At 67.7% G+C, this 16140-nt stretch carries 14 protein-coding genes, 1 tRNA gene and 1 other RNA gene; 4 read left to right on the plus strand and 12 right to left on the minus strand.

Going from position 1 to position 16140, the window contains the following annotated elements; translation table 11 throughout:
- Positions 1 to 121 precede the first annotated feature (121 nt).
- The 12 genes from mraY to EGK63_RS11255 all read right to left on the minus strand — a co-directional run bounded on the left by mraY (position 122) and on the right by EGK63_RS11255 (position 12549).
- Complete coding sequence (mraY, locus tag EGK63_RS11200) at positions 122 to 1231, minus strand: phospho-N-acetylmuramoyl-pentapeptide-transferase (protein ID WP_125901528.1); 1110 nt, start codon at positions 1229 to 1231, stop codon at positions 122 to 124.
- 12 nt (positions 1232 to 1243) lie between these two features.
- Entirely contained in the window at positions 1244 to 2686 is a 1443-nt protein-coding gene (murF, locus tag EGK63_RS11205) for a UDP-N-acetylmuramoyl-tripeptide--D-alanyl-D-alanine ligase (protein WP_125901529.1), read from the minus strand.
- Positions 2679 to 4136, minus strand: coding sequence for a UDP-N-acetylmuramoyl-L-alanyl-D-glutamate--2,6-diaminopimelate ligase (locus tag EGK63_RS11210; protein WP_125901530.1), 1458 nt, complete (start codon positions 4134 to 4136; stop codon positions 2679 to 2681). Before EGK63_RS11210 ends, murF begins: the two co-directional genes overlap by 8 nt.
- Entirely contained in the window at positions 4133 to 5911 is a 1779-nt protein-coding gene (locus tag EGK63_RS11215; protein WP_125901531.1) for a penicillin-binding protein 2, read from the minus strand. The genes EGK63_RS11210 and EGK63_RS11215 overlap by 4 nt, the downstream gene beginning before the upstream one ends.
- A complete protein-coding gene (locus EGK63_RS11220; protein ID WP_125901532.1) occupies positions 5908 to 6294 on the minus strand; it encodes a cell division protein in 387 nt (128 codons plus the stop codon). Before EGK63_RS11220 ends, EGK63_RS11215 begins: the two co-directional genes overlap by 4 nt.
- Entirely contained in the window at positions 6291 to 7253 is a 963-nt protein-coding gene (gene rsmH / locus EGK63_RS11225; protein ID WP_125901533.1) for a 16S rRNA (cytosine(1402)-N(4))-methyltransferase RsmH, read from the minus strand. The genes EGK63_RS11220 and rsmH overlap by 4 nt, the downstream gene beginning before the upstream one ends.
- The gene (locus EGK63_RS11230) at positions 7250 to 7738 is read right to left on the minus strand and encodes a division/cell wall cluster transcriptional repressor MraZ (protein ID WP_125901534.1); all 489 of its coding nucleotides are present in this window, start codon (positions 7736 to 7738) and stop codon (positions 7250 to 7252) included. The genes rsmH and EGK63_RS11230 overlap by 4 nt, the downstream gene beginning before the upstream one ends.
- 446 nt (positions 7739 to 8184) lie before the next feature.
- Positions 8185 to 8563, minus strand: an RNA gene (gene rnpB / locus EGK63_RS11235) — RNase P RNA component class A.
- A 32-nt stretch (positions 8564 to 8595) separates the two neighbouring features.
- A complete protein-coding gene (locus EGK63_RS11240) occupies positions 8596 to 9357 on the minus strand; it encodes an N-acetylmuramoyl-L-alanine amidase (protein WP_125901535.1) in 762 nt (253 codons plus the stop codon).
- A 25-nt stretch (positions 9358 to 9382) separates the two neighbouring features.
- The gene (locus EGK63_RS11245) at positions 9383 to 9706 is read right to left on the minus strand and encodes a hypothetical protein (RefSeq protein WP_243637661.1); all 324 of its coding nucleotides are present in this window, start codon (positions 9704 to 9706) and stop codon (positions 9383 to 9385) included.
- A gap of 121 nt (positions 9707 to 9827) precedes the next feature.
- Positions 9828 to 11627 carry a signal peptide peptidase SppA gene (gene sppA / locus EGK63_RS11250; RefSeq protein ID WP_125901537.1) on the minus strand — a complete coding sequence of 600 codons (1800 nt, stop codon included), beginning with the start codon at positions 11625 to 11627 and terminating at the stop codon, positions 9828 to 9830.
- Positions 11628 to 11778: 151 nt separating this feature from the next.
- A complete protein-coding gene (locus EGK63_RS11255) occupies positions 11779 to 12549 on the minus strand; it encodes an SIMPL domain-containing protein (RefSeq protein WP_125901538.1) in 771 nt (256 codons plus the stop codon).
- A gap of 189 nt (positions 12550 to 12738) precedes the next feature.
- On the opposite strand from EGK63_RS11255, the gene EGK63_RS11260 reads away from it, so the two are divergent.
- The 4 genes from EGK63_RS11260 (at position 12739) to EGK63_RS11275 (ending at position 16129) form a co-directional block, all read left to right on the plus strand.
- Positions 12739 to 12814 (plus strand) — tRNA-Ile (locus EGK63_RS11260).
- An 852-nt stretch (positions 12815 to 13666) separates the two neighbouring features.
- Positions 13667 to 14422 carry a hypothetical protein gene (locus tag EGK63_RS11265; protein WP_125901539.1) on the plus strand — a complete coding sequence of 252 codons (756 nt, stop codon included), beginning with the start codon at positions 13667 to 13669 and terminating at the stop codon, positions 14420 to 14422.
- 20 nt (positions 14423 to 14442) lie between these two features.
- The gene (locus EGK63_RS11270; protein WP_125901540.1) at positions 14443 to 14940 is read left to right on the plus strand and encodes a GAF domain-containing protein; all 498 of its coding nucleotides are present in this window, start codon (positions 14443 to 14445) and stop codon (positions 14938 to 14940) included.
- Positions 14941 to 15235: 295 nt separating this feature from the next.
- Positions 15236 to 16129 carry an ROK family protein gene (locus EGK63_RS11275; RefSeq protein WP_125901541.1) on the plus strand — a complete coding sequence of 298 codons (894 nt, stop codon included), beginning with the start codon at positions 15236 to 15238 and terminating at the stop codon, positions 16127 to 16129.
- The last annotated feature ends 11 nt before the right edge of the window (positions 16130 to 16140 follow it).

Raw genomic sequence — 16140 nt, forward strand, 5'->3', positions numbered from 1 at the left:
TCCTCGGGCTTGACCCGAGGATCCAGACACGCCGACGCCAACCGACCCGCTCCAACGCCGAACGTCGAGGGTCTGGATCCTCGCCACAGGGGCGAGGATGACGCGGAAAGGGCGGCCGCTTTCATCGCAGCTTCAGCGTGGCCAGACCGAGCAGCGCCAGCATGGCGGCGACGATCCAGAAACGGATGACGACGGTCGATTCCGGCCAGCCCATCTTTTCGAAATGGTGGTGGATCGGCGCCATCAGGAAGATGCGCTTGCCCGTCAGCTTGAAATAACCGACCTGGATCATGACCGAGGCCGCCTCGACCACGAATAGGCCCCCGACGATGCCCAGCACCAGTTCGTGCTTGGTCGCCACGGCCATCGAGCCCAGCGCGCCGCCCAGGGCCAGCGAGCCGGTGTCGCCCATGAAGATCTTGGCCGGCGGGGCGTTGTACCACAGGAAGCCCATGCCCCCGCCGATGATGGCGGCGCAGAAGATGGCCAGCTCGCCCGCGCCGGGCACGTGGTGGACCTGCAGATAATCGGCGAACAGGAAGTTGCCGACCAGGTAGGAGATGATGCCGAAGGCGCCCGCCGCCATCATCACCGGCACGATGGCCAGGCCGTCCAGCCCGTCCGTCAGGTTCACCGCGTTCGAGAAGCCGATGATGGTGAAGGCCGCAAACGCCACATAGAACCAGCCGATGTTCAGCAGCACCGCCTTCAGGAAGGGGAAGGCGATCGAGGTCTCAAGCCCCGGCGAGGTGGGCGACTGGGTCATCCACAGCACGGTCAGCACGCCGGCGATCACCGCCACGACGGTCTGGGCCAGCAGCTTCTGCTTGGACGTCAGCCCGGCCGAGGTCTGCTTCGTCACCTTGGCGTAGTCGTCGATGAAGCCCAGCACGCCGAAGGCCGCCGTCACGCCCGAGACGATCCAGATATAGGGGTTGGTCAGATCGCCCCACAGCAGAACGGCCACGCCGATGCCCGCCAGGATCATCAGCCCGCCCATGGTCGGAGTGCCGACCTTGGACAGGTGGGACACCGGGCCGTCGTCGCGGATCGGCTGGCCCCGGCCCTGCTTGGCGCGGATCCAGTTGATGAAGCGGCTGCCCATGGCGACCGCCACGATCATGGCCGTGGCCATGGCCAGGGCCACGCGCACCGTCTGATACTGGATCAGGTGCAGCAGCGGATATTCCTGGGCGATGTCCGCGTAATAGAGATAGAGCAGATAGAACATTCTTGAGTGACCCTATCGCGTCGCGCGCGGCGCGCCGCTGCTTGAGGGATTGTTGCCTTGTTCGGCCACGCCGAGATTTGCAAGCGCGGCCGCGACCAGCGAGGCCTTCGAGCCGTTCGAGCCCTTGACCATGACCACATCGCCCGGCTGCGCCAGCAGGGCGGCCTCGGCGGCCAGTTCGGCGGCCGTCTGGCGCCATTCTCCGCGCAGCGCAGGCGGCAGGGCCTCATGCAGCAGGCGCATCTGCGGCCCGGCCGTATGCACCAGGTCCAGCCCGGCGGCGACGATGGCGGGAGCCAGCCCTTCGTGCAGGGTGCGGCTGTGTTCGCCCAGCTCCAGCATGTCGGTCAGCACCACGACGCGGCGGCCGCCCTGCCCCACCGGCTTGGCGCCCAGGCTGACGAAGCCCGCCTTCATCGACAGCGGATTGGCGTTGTAGCTCTCGTCGATCAGGGTGAACGTCCCGCCAGGAACTTTGACAGCCTTCATCTGCCCGCGCCCGGCCAGAGGCTGGAAGCCTGCCAGCGCCTGCAAGGCCGTCTCCAGCGACACGTCCAGCGCTTGCAGCATCAGGATGACGCACAGGCTGTTCAGCCCCCAGTGCACGCCCGACTGGGCCAGGCGATATTCGATGCGCTGTCCGTCCAGTTCAGCCGTGACGGTCGCGCCTTCGCTATCGGCGACGAAGTCCAGCAGGCGCGCGTCGCAGCCCGCCGCATGGCCGAAGGTCCGCACCACGGCCCCGGCCTTTTCCGCGCCCTGACGCACGATGTCGGCATGGGCGTCGGCGGCGTTGACTACGGCGATCCCGCCCGGCGCCAGCCCCTCGAAGATGGACGCCTTTTCGCGCGCCACGCCCGCCTCGCCGTCAGCGAAGGCTTCGATATGCACCGGCCCGACTGTGGTGACGCAGGCCGCGTGCGGGCGCACGAAGGCCGACAACGGCCCGATCTCGCCCGGATGGTTCATGCCGATCTCGAACACGGCGCGGTCCGTGCCCTGCGGCATCCGCGCCAGCGTCAGCGGCACGCCGATATGGTTGTTGTAGCTCTTGATCGAGGCGTGGCTTGATCCCGCCAGATCGAGGCCCGCCTTGATCGCCTGGGTCACGCTGGTCTTGCCGACGCTGCCGGTGACGGCGCCGCGCAGACGGGCGCGATCGCGCGCGGCGACGCCCAGCGCCTCCAGCCCCTTCAGGGTGTCGGGCACCAGCACATAGGGCCCGCCCTCGACCGGCCGGTCGACCAGCGCCACCGTCGCGCCCGCCGCAAAGGCGGCCGCGGCGAACTCATGTCCGTCGCGCGCGCCGTGCAGGGCCAGGAACAGGTCGCCCGGCTGGATCTCGCGGCTGTTGTAGGTCAGGCCCGAAACTGATGCGTCGGGTCCATGAAGCCGTCCCCCGGTGGCCGAGGCGATGGCTTCGGCGGTCCAGAGCGGCGTGTGTGCGTCAGGCATGATCTTTCAGGGCTTCGGTCGCTTCGGCGGCGTCGTCGAAGGGATGCACCACCCCGCCGACGATCTGTCCCTGTTCATGCCCTTTTCCGGCGATCACGACCACATCTCCTTCACGCATCAGGGAGACGGCGTGACGGATGGCCTCGCGGCGGTCGCCGATCTCCAGCGCGTCGGGGCAGCCTGCGCGCACCTGGGCGCGGATGGCGGCGGCGTCTTCGGAACGCGGATTGTCGTCGGTGACGATGGCCGTATCGGCCAGACGCCCGGCGATCTCGCCCATCAGCGGACGCTTGGCCCGGTCGCGGTCGCCGCCCGCGCCGAAGACGACGATCAGCTTGCCCGTCGCGTGTGGACGCAGGGCGTTCAGCACCGTCTCCAGCCCGTCCGGCGTGTGGGCGTAGTCGACATAGACCTCGCCGCCGCGCGCCCCGCCGGGAATGCGTTGCAGGCGGCCCTGCGCACCCTGAATCAGCTCCAGCGCCGGGATCACGCGGTCGGGGTCTTCGCCGCCCGCGATGCACAGGCCGGCTGCGACCAGGGCGTTGGACGCCTGAAACGCCCCCGCCAGCGGCAGCAGGACGTCATGCACCCGCCCGCGCACGTCGAGGGTCAGGCGCTGGCCTTCCGGCGTCGCCCGGCGCGCCAGCAGGGTCAGATCGCGCCCGCGCTCGCCCACGCCCATCACGCCCAGACCCGCCATGATCGAGGCCGAGGCGAAGGCCGAATAGGCGTCGGAATCCGCGTTCAGAACCGCCGTGCGTCCGCGCGGCAGCAGGGCCTCGAACAGGCGCATCTTGGCGGCGCGATAGTCCTCCATCGTGCCGTGATAGTCGAGGTGGTCCTGCGTCAGATTGGTGAAGCCCGCCGCCTTGATCGCCACCCCGTCCAGACGCCGCTGGTCGATGCCGTGGGACGACGCCTCCAGCGCCAGGTGCGTCACCTCCTTGCGGGCCAGTTCGGCCAGCAGGCGGGCGGCCTCGGCGGCGTCGGGGCTGGTCAGGCCGGGACCGGTCAGGGCGTAGGTTTTGTCGCCCTTCTGGCCGACGACGCCCAGAGTGCCCATGCTGGCCGACTTCAGGCCGAGCCCTGCCCAGATCTGGCGGCAGAAGTTGGCGACCGAGGTCTTGCCGTTGGTGCCGGTCACGGCGACGCAGGTGCGCGGCTGGGCGCCGTAGAAGGCGCGCGCGGCGATGGCGTAAGCCCGGTGCACGTCGCCCGACCCGACCAGAACCGGCGCTGCGCCCTCAGGCGTATCGGACGGCGCCAGCACGGCGGCCGCGCCCTTGGCCAGCGCCTGCGGAATGAAGGCGCGGCCGTCGGCCTGCGTCCCCGGCAGGGCGACGAACAGGGCGCCGGGCACCACCTGACGGCTGTCGGCGGTGACGGCGGTGATCTCAGGATCCGAGGCCACGTCGCGGCGCAGCAGTTCGGAAAGGCGCAGTTGGCTCATCGGCCGTCGCCCTCCACGTCCTGGAACTCGGGGATCTTTTCGCCCAGCGCGGTGGACCAGCGGTCGGCCTTGCGCTCGACGCCCAGGAAGCCAGCGATGCGGGCGGCGATGCGGCCCACGGCGGGCGCGGCGACATAGCCGCCGGTGCGCGGATAGACGCCCGGCTCGTCCATCAGGACGAAGACGGTGTAGCGCTTGGCGTCCACAGGTCCGTCGGCGGGGAAGACCCCGGCGAAGGAGCCGACGGCCACCGCCGGGTTGTAGCGGCCGTTGACCAGTTTATTGGCCGAGCCCGTCTTGCCGCCCATGCGCAGACCCGGCGCATCGGCGAACCGGCCCGAACCGCGCGTGACGTTGCGGCGCATCAGATCAATCATATTGGCCGAGGTTTCCGGCGAAATGACCTGATGCGTCTGGGCGTTGGGACGGCCGCCCTTGCGCAGCGTCGGCGGCACATAGCGACCGCCGTTCACCAGCGCGCCATAGGCCGACACATACTGGATCGGCGTGACCATGATGCCGTAGCCGAAGGACAGCGACGCCAGGGTGCTGTCGTCCCACTTGCGCACCTTGGGCGGGGCCGCCGATTCCTTCAGCTCGATCGGGGCGGCGTCCAGCAGGCCCAGACGGCGGAAGTAGTCGCGCATCACATCGCCGCCCATCTCGACCGCCAGTCGCGAGGTGCCGATGTTGGACGAATGCAGATAGACCTCCTCCAACGTCAGCACCTTGTTGGTGGCGTGGAAGTCGGTGATGCGGCGCTTGCCGATCTGCAGGGCCTGAGAGGCGTCGAACAGGGTGTTCATGTCGGCCCGGCCGGTGTCGATGCCGGCGGCGACGGTGAAGCTCTTGAACACCGAGCCCATCTCATAGTGGGCCGAGACGACGCGGTTCAGCGTGGCCTCTTCCGGCGCGGCGTTGCGGCGGTTGGCGTCATAGGTCGGCCATGAGGCCATGGCCAGGATCTCGCCGGTCTGCACGTCGGCGACGACGGCGACGGCGCCCTTGGCCTTATGCTCCTCGGCGGCGATGGCCAGTTCGTTCTCGACCACGCCCTGGACCCGCAGGTCGATCGACAGGGGGAAGTCCTCGCTGGCGGCGCCCGCTGCGCGGATCTCCTGGTCGAAGGCCAGCTCGGCGCCGGCCACGCCCTGCCCGCCCGTGTCCGAACGACCGATCAGGTGCACGGCCGAGCTGCCCAGCGGATAGACGCGGCGGTCTTCCGGTTCGAACGTCACCCCGCCCAGGGCCAGGGCGTGGACCGCCCGGCGCTCGGCCGGCGTCAGGCCGTTCAGGGCGATCAGACGACGCTCGCCGCTCAGCACCCGGTCCAGACGCGCAGCCGAAATGCGCGGCAGGGCGCGGCGCAGCTGGGCCTTGGCGGCCGGAATGTCCCAGACCTCGCGCGGGTCGATATAGAGGCCGTAGTGGGTGATGTTGGTCGCCAGCAGCTGGCCGTTGCGATCCACCAGATCGGCGCGCGTCAGGGCGCCGGGATTGAAGCCCGCCCCCGCTCCGCCGCGCGGCGTCAGCAGGGCGGCGTGCGTCGCGCCCAGAGCCAGGCAGGAGAAGACGACGCAGAAGGCCGCCATGATCAGGAAGATGCGGACGCGGGTGTCTTCTTCCGGGCGCGCATCGGCGCGGGCGCGCTCGAACGAATGCTCCAGGTTCCACACCAGGGAGGCGACCCAGCGCCCCCAGGCCGAGACCGCGCCGCCGAAGGTCGCCTGCGGACGACCGCGATAGCCCATGCCGTGATGGTCATGCACGCTCATTGCACGGCCTCCGCAGCAGGGGCCGCAGATGCGGCGGCAGGCTTTTCAGCCGGCGGCGGCGCGATGGCGGGCAGGGCCGCCTCGCCCGCCTGCTTCTTCACATCGACCGGACCCAGGCCGATCTCGCGCGACAGGGCCTCCAGCCGCGCGGGCTGCTCCAGGCGCGTGACCTCGGCGCGCAGCAGGCGCACCCGCTCGCGGTTCTCGCGGATGTCGCGCTCCAGGCTGCTGATCTCGGCGCTTTCGCGGGCGGCGGCCGCCTTGGCGATATAGACCGAGAAGACCAGGGCCAGGACGCAGGCCACGCCGATGATCTCGACGCAGCGCACGCCGCGCACCTTCCACTCGAACAGGCGCTTGACGGGGGCGGGCACGGCCATCATGCGCCCCTCCCCTTCACCGCGCCCCAGGCCGGCGCGCTGGTGCGAACGCCTGCGCGCAGCTTGGCCGAGCGAGCGCGGGGGTTGGCGTCCAGTTCGGCCTCGCCCGCCTCGCGCGCGCCCTTGAACAACAGGTCGAAGCTGGGCTTGCGCGTCTCGACCGTGACCGGCGCATGGCGCGATCCGCCCGGCGCATTGCCCGTGCGCTCGGTCATGAAGGCCTTGACGATGCGGTCTTCCAGCGAATGGAAGGTGACGACCACCAACCGCCCGCCGGGCGCCAGCGTCGCCTCGGCCGCCTCCAGCCCGCGCTCCAGCTCGCCCAGTTCGTCGTTGACGGCGATGCGCAGGGCCTGAAACACGCGCGTGGCCGGGTGGATGGCGGCGCCGCGACGTCCGCCCAGAGCCTTCTCCACCACCTCGGCCAGATCGAGGGTGCGGGTGAACGGCTGCTCGACCCGGCGGCGCAGGATGGCGGTGGCGACCCGGCCCGACTGGCGCTCGTCGCCGTACAGTTTGAAGATATGGGCCAGCGGCCCGTGGTCCCAGGTGTTGACAATGTCGGCGGCGGTTTCGCCCTCATCCGACATGCGCATGTCCAGCGGCCCGTCGCGCATGAAGGAAAAGCCGCGCTCGGCCTGATCCAGCTGCATGGACGAGACGCCGATGTCGAAGACGGCGCCGTCCAGCTTGGCCTTGCCGCTCTCCTCAAACGCCTCGGCCAGGCCCGAGAACGGCGTGCGGATCAGTTGGAAGCGATCAGGGAAGTCGCGCGCCACGGCCTCGGCGAACGGCTGCACCGTCGGATCGCGGTCCAACGCCACCACATCCGCGCCGCGCTCCAGAATGGCGCGGGTATAGCCGCCCGCGCCGAAGGTGGCGTCGATGACGACATCGCCCGCCTTGGGCACCAGCGCCTCGATCACCTCGGCCAGCAGAACGGGCGCGTGCGGAGAGGTCATGCCGCCCCTCCCGTCTTCGCCGCCATCGCCTGACCTTGGGCCTGACGCCGCATCTCGCCGAACTGCTTCAGGCCCTCGCGCGCCATGCGGCGCTGCTCGGCGCGGTGCGCGGCCCACTTGTCCTTATTCCAGATCTGGAAGCGCTCGCCGACGCCATAGATGACGACCGTGTCCGACAGGTCGACCTCGGCGCACAGATGTTCCGGCAGAGTGATGCGCCCGCCAGAGTCATAGGCCAGCGGCTTCTGCTCGCCGAAGATCGAGGCTTCCAGCGCCGAGCGGTAGGGATCGCCGAAGGGCAGGCTTTCGATCACCGCGCGGTATTCGGCGAACAGCTTGTCGCCGCCCGCTTCCAGGCAATCGGCTTCGATGGAGGGAAAGCAGAAGACGCCGTGCTCAGCGCCGTTTTCAGCCGTGCGGAATTCCTGGGGGATCAGGAGACGGCGCTTGCCGTCCAGCTGCTTCTCGTAGGTCGAGAGAAACACGCCCTGCCCAATCGAACCCTGCGGCCCGTCCCTGAAATCCGTTGAAGAAAACCCACGCGTCGGGCTTTCAGCCCCTACTCATGAACCAGTGGGATAGCATGGGACAGAATGGGTCTCAATGGGATTAGTTGACGCCCTTTAACCTAATTTGCGGTTCGATCAGCGTCGTCAGGACTGTAAAATCAGAACATACACAGAACAAAATGAGTATTCACAGCCTGTGGACGGGTTCTAACGCCTTGATTTCAACGGAATGGTTAACGGCCAAGCCGATAATGGCGACCTGCGCCTATCTTCACGCCGTCATCCTCGGGCTTGACCCGAGGATCGAGTGAACCGAGCACTCCCACCATCCACCGACGCGCAGACGGACAGCTGGATCCTCGGGTCAAGCCCGAGGATGACGGCGTCAAAGAGTAAGGATGGCCGTTAGGGCCTTTAAAGAAAACGCCAGACGGCCTGTAAGCCGGGTTCTGTTCCGCCCGAAAGCGGCGACGATCATTCCTCTGGGCCGCCCATTGCTGGACGGCTCTCGCGACCTACCCGGACATCTGGGGCGGTGAACCCTGCGGGGCGAGCCCCGCGCGATGTCCCTATTTGGTCTTGCTCCAGGCGGGGCTTGCCATGCCGTCGACGTTGCCGCCGACGCGGTGGGCTCTTACCCCACCCTTTCACCCTTCCCTGAGCCGAAGCCCAGGCGGTTTGCTTTCTGTGGCGCTATCCCTCGGGTCGCCCCGGGCGGGCGTTACCCGCCGCCTTTTCACCGTGGAGCCCGGACTTTCCTCGACAGGAGCAAGCCCCCGCCGCGACCGCCCGGCCGTCTGGCGAGCGCTAGATGCGCGCGATAGGGCGCCGCGTCAATCCAGAACGCCCGTCACGCTCTCGACCGAGGCCAGTTGCAGCAGGCCGACCAGACGCGCCCGCGTCTCGCCGTCGGCCACGCCGTCCACCCGATCCGGCCGCCAGTGGCGCTGGAAGGCCTCGACCGTCAGGCGGGTCTCGTCGTCATAGGCGCCGCCCGGCTGCACCCCATAGCCCAGCCGGTGCAGGCCCGAGCGCAGGACGATGACGCCCAACCCCTCGTCGCCCGGCGACAGGGGCGCGCCCAGGGCGCCGATGCGTTCCGGCGCCGGATCGAACCACAGGCCGTGTCCCGCCTCGGCCAATCGCTTCCACGGGAACAGCTCGCCAGGATCCTGCTTGCGCTCAGGCGCCATGTCCGAGTGGCCGATGATGCGGGCGTCGGGGATGGACCAGCGGGTGCGGATATCCGCCGTCAGGGCGATCACCGCCTCGATCTGCGGCTCGGGGAACAGGCGATAGCCGAACTCATGGCCCGGATTGACGATCTCAATGCCGATGGAGGCGGCGTTGACGTCGGTCTCGCCCTGCCAGGCGCCGCGACCGGCGTGCCAGGCCCGGCGCTCTTCCGGCACCAGACGCAGGATGGAGCCGTCCTCATCGACGACGTAGTGGGCCGAAACCTTGGCCTCTGGGTCGCGCAAGCGGGCGATCGCCGCCTCAGCCGTCTCCATGCCGGTATAGTGCAGCACCAGCATGTCCGGCGGGCCGCGCCGGGCGTCGAAGTTCGGGGACGGCGCGTCGGGGTAGACGGTCATGGCCGAAGGCTCATGAGGCGGGCGATCAACGCCCGTCCTTTTCCCAGCCGTAGGCCACCCAGGTGTCGCCCACCTTCTTGGCGTCAATGACGCCGTCGTCGCGGCGACGGCGCGCCGTCATGGCGCGACGGGCGCGCAAAGCGAAACCGGCGAAGAAGACCAGCACGCCCGCCACCACGGCGATCATGGCCACGGCGGCGGCGGTGAAGACGGCCAGAAGCGCGCCGACCGTGACGGCCAGGGCGGTGGCGATCAGGCCCGCGACCCAGACGAAGGGCGCCAGCAGGCCGGAACCGGGCCGACGGCGCGCATTGAAACCCAGCTGGCCCATCGGGTCGGAGTTGATCATGAACTCAAAGCCTCTCTCAGCGTCCTGATGAACGCCTGAGGCGCAATGTCGGTCCATCGACCTGAACGGTCAATGCACTGCGACATCACGCACCAGTCACATTTGTTGTCCCGGCGAAACTTCAGAAGGCCGGCTGATCCGCCAGGACCACCGAACCGCGACTGCGCATCCGGTCGGTCTCGACGCGGTTCAGCATGGCCTGGGCGGCGGGATCGCCCATCACCTGACCGACCTTGACCATGGCCTCAGCCGCCTGGCCCGAGGCGCCGAAGGCGGTCGCCAGGGCCTCCCAAGGCGTCTGCGGCTGCGGGAAGCGCTTGAAGCGAACGGTCTCGGACGACGGGATCTTGGCCAGCTGGCGCGCCTTGGCCACGGCCTCTTCCAGACCGCCAAGCTGATCGACCAGTCCCAGGCCGTGCGCCTGGGCGCCGGTCCAGACGCGGCCCTTGGCGATCTCGCGCACGCGCTCGACCGGCAGCTTGCGACCCTTGGCAACGCGGGCGACGAACTCTTCGTAGATGCGGTCCATCGAGGCGGCGAAGGCCGCGCGCTGGCCCTGATCGAAGCCCTGCGTCGGCGAGAAGGCGTCGGCGTAGTCGCCGCCGACCGACAGGCCGCGCATGTCGACGCCGAAACGGCCCAGCGCATCGGCCAGCACGAACTTGCCGCCGAACACGCCGATCGAGCCGGTCAGGGTCGAGGGCTGGGCCACGATCCAGTCGGCTTCCGAACTGATCCAGTAACCGCCGGACGCGGCATAGGCGCCCATCGACACCACCACCGGCTTGCCCGCCGCCTTGGCCGCGCGCACGGCGGCCAGAACCTGTTCCGACGCTTCCGGCGAACCGCCCGGCGAAGAAACGCGGAAGACGATGGCCTTCACGTCCTTGTCCTCGATGGCCTCATAGATGGCCTTGGCCGTGTCGTCCGAACGGATGCTGGTTCCGCCGCCGAAGGGCGAGTCATTGGATCCGCGGCCGGTCATGATGGCGCCCTCGCCGCCGACGATGGCGATGGCCGACTTGGCCGAGCCCGAACCCGAGGTCGTGCGCGTCCCCTTCAGCGAGGCGTAGTCGCCGAATTTCACGATCTTGGCGTTCTTGCCCGCCTTGGTCTTGGCGGCGGCCTCGGCTTCCTCGACCTGGCCGATCTTGTCGACCAGCTTCAGCGACAGGGCCTGATCGGCCGTATAGGGACCGGCCTCGACGATGGCCTTCATGGCCTCAGGCGTGGTCTTGCGATCGCGGGCGATGCTGGCGACGGCGCTGTCGTAGATGGAGCCCATCCAAGCCAGCATGGCTTCGCGGTGCGGGGCGGTGAAGTCGCTCTGCGTATATTCGTTGACGGCGTTCTTATACTCATAGCGCTGTTCGAAGTCGGCCTTGACGCCATACTTCTGGAAGGCGCGGCCCAGGAAGACGCTGTCCGCCGCCAGACCCACGGCCTGGAAGTTCGCCGTGTTCTGCAACCACAGCTGATCAGCGCTGGCGGCGACCATATAGCTGGACATGACGGCGCCCACAGGCATGAAGCCCTGGCTGTGCGCGATCACCGTCTTGCCCGAGGCCCGGAAGCGGGCGATCGCCTGACGCACTTCATCGGCCGAGGCGGGCGTCATGCCGGCTTCCGGCGCGCGCACCAACAGAACCTTGACGTTGTCGTCCGCCGTCGCCTGAGCCAGCACGTCCACGACCTGAACCACCGACAGGCTGGGCCCGCTGAAGGCCGCGAAGGGATTGACCGGCGTCTGATCCGTCAGACCGCTGCGCAGGTCCAGTTCCAGCACCGTGTGCGCGGGCGTCGAAGGCTTGGAGGCCCCGGCCGCCATGGCGAAGAAGATCAGCGCCACCACAGGCAAAACGACGAAAAAGGCCACAAGCCCGGCGAAAACGCCCAGCATGGTGAGGAAGAACTGCTTCATGGAAAGGCGGACGTCCAGGATCGCGGCCAGAGGCGGCCAAGCGTGAGGATAGAGGCCGCACCCGACGCGTCAAATGAACGGACGGTAATAAACCCATCAAAAAGGGCCCGCCGTCGCCGGCGAGCCCTTCTCATTCATCGCAAGGTCGCGATCAGCGGCCGATGTCGTAGGTTCCGCTGATGTCGATGCGGACCGTCAGCTCGCCGGCCGAGACCGGGGTCGAGGCGCCGCCGGCGTCCATGGCGACGCGGGCGTACATGGCCTGCGGCCGCACCTCGGGGGCATAGCCGCCGCCCTCGGTCAGGGAGCGCACCGGCCCCAGGTCGACGCCCAGGGTCTGGGCGTACAGACGCGCCTTGTCCTGCAGGGCGCGCACGGCCAACACGCGGGCCTGATCCTCGGCCGCCTTCGGATCCTTCAGACCGAAGCCGATGCCGTCGATCTGATTGACGCCCGCTGCGACCACGGCGTCGGCGGTCGTGCCGACCTTGGTCAGATCCTGGATCGTCACCGTGACGCGGTTCGACGCCTGGTAGCCGCGCAGCTTGGGCGGTTCGTTCTGCTGATAGTCATATTGCGCCGACAGGTTCAGGCCCGAGGTCTGGATGTCGCGCTCGGCGATCCCGGCGCGGCGCAGGGCGGCGACCACGCGGGTCATCTGCTGGGCGTTCTGTGCCATGGCCTCCTGGGCTGTCGGGGCCTCGGTCACCACGCCGAAGTTGATCGTCGCCTGATCCGGCGCGACCTTGACCTCGCCATAGGCCGACAGGTTCAGGGCGGGTTGTTGAGCCATAGCGTGCACCTGCATCGGGGAAGCGCCGCCGGGCTGGGATTGGGCGCCAGAAGCGGCAGACGCGACGGCCGGCGCCGCCAAGGTCATCAGGGCCGTGCCCAGCATCAGGGCGCGTGCGGTGCGGGTCATTACGAGGTCTCCGTCGAATTTGTTTGGGCGGACGTGTTCGCCAGCCACGGCCTAACTTGACCGTTTCAAGCTGAACGAACGCAAAAGCCCCCTGTGCAGGTTCCGTTCATCGGCGTGAAAAGCACGACAGGTCCAAGGCGGCTTTGCAGCCGACGCCCCGCCTGCTAGGCACGCGCTGCAGTGCTTCGGGGGCCCGTAGCTCAATGGTTAGAGCCGACCGCTCATAACGGTCTGGTTGGGGGTTCGAGTCCCTCCGGGCCTACCAATCGAAAAATCACATCAAAATCAAAAATTCTCAAATACAATTTGAGAATTACCTATGCACAAATTTAAGAAAGCCTGCACAAAAAACAAGAAAGACGCCAACAAACATAAAAACAATAGAAATATATGACAAACTAGAAAGCAAACCAAGCTTTCCTAGAATGAAAAAAGAAAACCAATAGTCGTAGAAAAAATGCCGGACAACAACACACAGAATAACGCTCAATAAAATTAAAATTGCTCCAGCCAAAAACGACGCAGAAGCGATTGAAGGCCGCCAACTTGTGATATTAATTTTCTTCAATTGCCCTGGCCTTGCAAGGGACTGATAACGATCTCCCTGCCTTCAAGGAGATCTGGAATACCATTACGGTTCCGATCGACACCCCTAAAGGATGTTCCTGTACCCAAAACCGCCGTCTGCCGACTCATAAGTGGGATTGATACGGTCACTCGCGCAGGTGCGGTCAACGTGAACGTAACACTACTGCCGCTTGCATTTGTTGACGTGTATCTCGTACCCGGTCGAACTGCAAAGGCGACAATAATAGGATCCTCCACGCCCGGCGACAGCGGATCGTCTAGCGTGACCGATAAAGGCTGTGTACGTCGTCGGTGATTGGACCGGACCACTGGCACGGTCCACGTCGCAATTGCCGTCAGAGACGACGAAGGTTTTAGGCGAGTTACTGAATAGATTGCGGATATCGCGCATCAAGCCGGCTAGCTCAGCTGCTGAACCCCAAAAGCACTCATAGCCGCGCATGTTTTGATTGATCATCGGCGATCGCTCGCCATCAACCGGCGGTCTGGTTTACCATCGCCGGGATCATTCGACGCCGAGTTCCGTTTCATGCCCCCCCCTCTGCTCAGCGCCATCCTGGCCGCCATCGTCCAGACGCCCGACTTCGAGACGCTGGAGCCGATTCCGGCCGCCGCTCAGGGCGAGGCCATCCCCGCTTGCACCGTCGATCGCCGCTGGTGCGCCCTGATCGAGACGGACGAGACCCAGGCGCGTCAGGTGCTGCGCCTCTATGACGGCCTGCCCGGCGAGCGGGCGCCCGCAGCCTCCCACCTCATCGAGAGCGAGAACTCGGAAGGCTTCTGGAGACCGGGCGCCATCCTGCGCCGCGCCGGAAGCGACGACGTCATCCTCGGCGCCGACATGGAGCTGCAGGCCATGTATTCGGGGGGCGGGGGCATGTCGTCCTATCGGACGCTGGTGCGGTTCACGCCGGGCGCGGCGCCGCAGGAGATCCTGACGGTTCCCCTGTCCGGGTCGCTGATGATCCGCGCCTGCTTCGGCGAAGAGGACATGAAACAGCGCGCCGGGGCCTGTCATGACGAATATGAGTTCGCCGCCGAGCTGAAGGCCGAGGGCGACGCCTTCCCGCCACGCCTGACCTACGCCTCCACCGCGACCACCTTCCCCGGCCGGGTGTCGCGCAATGAGGACTCGCTCGCCAAGCCGCCATTGACGCCCAAGGATCTGGTCAAGGCCGTCGACGCCGAATGCAGCGTGCGCCGCGTCTTCACTTTCGATCCGGCGACGAAGGCCTATGTTCCCGACGCGCCGTTGCCTGACTGCGGCGACTATACCGTTCCCTAGACTGCGTTGAGCCTTGCCTGATGTCCTACGTCGCCCGTGACGACCGCCCCGCCGACAAGGCCGAACGCTACGCCGAGGTCGAAGCCGAGATCCTGGCCGTGCTGGACGGCGAGCCGAACCTGACGGCGCGCATGGCGACGGTGGCGTCGATGCTGGCGGACGCCTTCCCCGTCTTCTTCTGGACCGGCTTCTACGTCGTGGACGCGGACAAGGGCGATGAACTGGTGGTCGGCCCGTATCAGGGCACGCCGGGCTGCCTGCGCATTCCGTTCGGACGCGGCGTCTGCGGCGCGGCGGCGAAGACGCGAGAGACTCAGGTGGTCGAGGACGTCCACGCCTTCCCCGGCCACATCGCCTGCGACAGCCGCTCGGCCAGCGAGATCGTGGTCCCGGTGCTGGCCCCCTCGGGCGGGTTGATCGCCGTGCTGGACGTGGATGCGACCGAGACGGCCGCCTTCGACGCCGTGGACGCGGCGGCGCTGGAACGGCTGATGACCAAGGTGTTCGGCGCGGGGTGAGGACGCCTTCCCACCTCTTCGTCCCTTCGCCGCCTCGCTCACCGCCCCCCCTGCCGCCATCCTCGGGCTTGACCCGAGGATCCAGTGTGGCGCGAGCGGCCAGCTGACTAAGATGCGCCGCTGTCGCGCCTCTCATGGTTGAGGCTCAGGGCGCGGACGGCTGGATCCTCGGGTCAAGCCCGAGGATGACGGCGAATTAGGTCGGATTAGGTCGAATTAGGTCGGCCTACACGCATCGGGTCATGAGAGGGGTCCGCACAGGACGCCCGCCCCCGCCCGTGCTACCTCCCGCCCCATGCGGATCGGAATCGACTTCGGCGGCACCAAGATCGAGGCGGCGGCGCTGGATGCGTCCGGGGCCTTCGCCGCGCGCATCCGGCAACCGAACCCCGGAACCTATGACTCAGCCCTCAACCTCGTCGCCGACTTGATCGCGCGGGTCGAGGCCGAGGTCGGCCCCGCGCAATCGGTCGGTCTGGCCATTCCCGGCTCGCCCTCGCCGCGCACCGGGCTGATCCGCAACGCCAACTCGACATATCTGAACGACCGTCCTCTGGCCGACGATCTCGAAGCCGCGCTGAACCGCCCGGTGCGGCTGGCCAACGACGCCAACTGCCTGGCCCTGTCCGAGGTCGCCGACGGCGCGGGCGCGGGCGCCGCCAGCCTGTTCGGCGTCATCCTGGGCACCGGCTGCGGCGGCGGACTGGTCATCGACGGCCAGCTGGTCGAGGGCGCGCACGCCGTCGCCGCCGAGATCGGCCACATCTCCCTGCCCTGGCCCTCGGCGGAAGAGGCGCCCGGCCCCGCCTGCTGGTGCGGCCTGAACGGCTGTCTGGAGACATGGATTTCCGGCACGGGCTTCCAGCGCGACCATCAGGCGACAACCGGGCGGACTTGGAAGGCGCAGGCCATCGTCGACGCCGCCCGCGCAGGCGATGCGCAGGCTGTCGCCGCCCTCGACCGCTATATCGACCGGCTGGGGCGCGGTCTGGCCATGGTGGTCAATCTGGCCGACCCGGAGGTCGTCGTACTGGGCGGCGGCATGTCGAACGTGGGCGAGCTCTACGACCGCCTGCCGCAGATCGTGGCGCGCCATGTCTTCTCCGACCACTGGGATGGACGGATCGTCCCGGCGAAGTGGGGCGATTCCTCGGGCGTGCGCGGCGCCGCGCGGCTGTGGGACGCCTGATCGCCGATTGA

The sequence above is a fragment of the Brevundimonas sp. 357 genome (assembly GCF_003938605.1).
In the GTDB taxonomy this organism is placed as follows: Bacteria; Pseudomonadota; Alphaproteobacteria; order Caulobacterales; family Caulobacteraceae; genus Brevundimonas.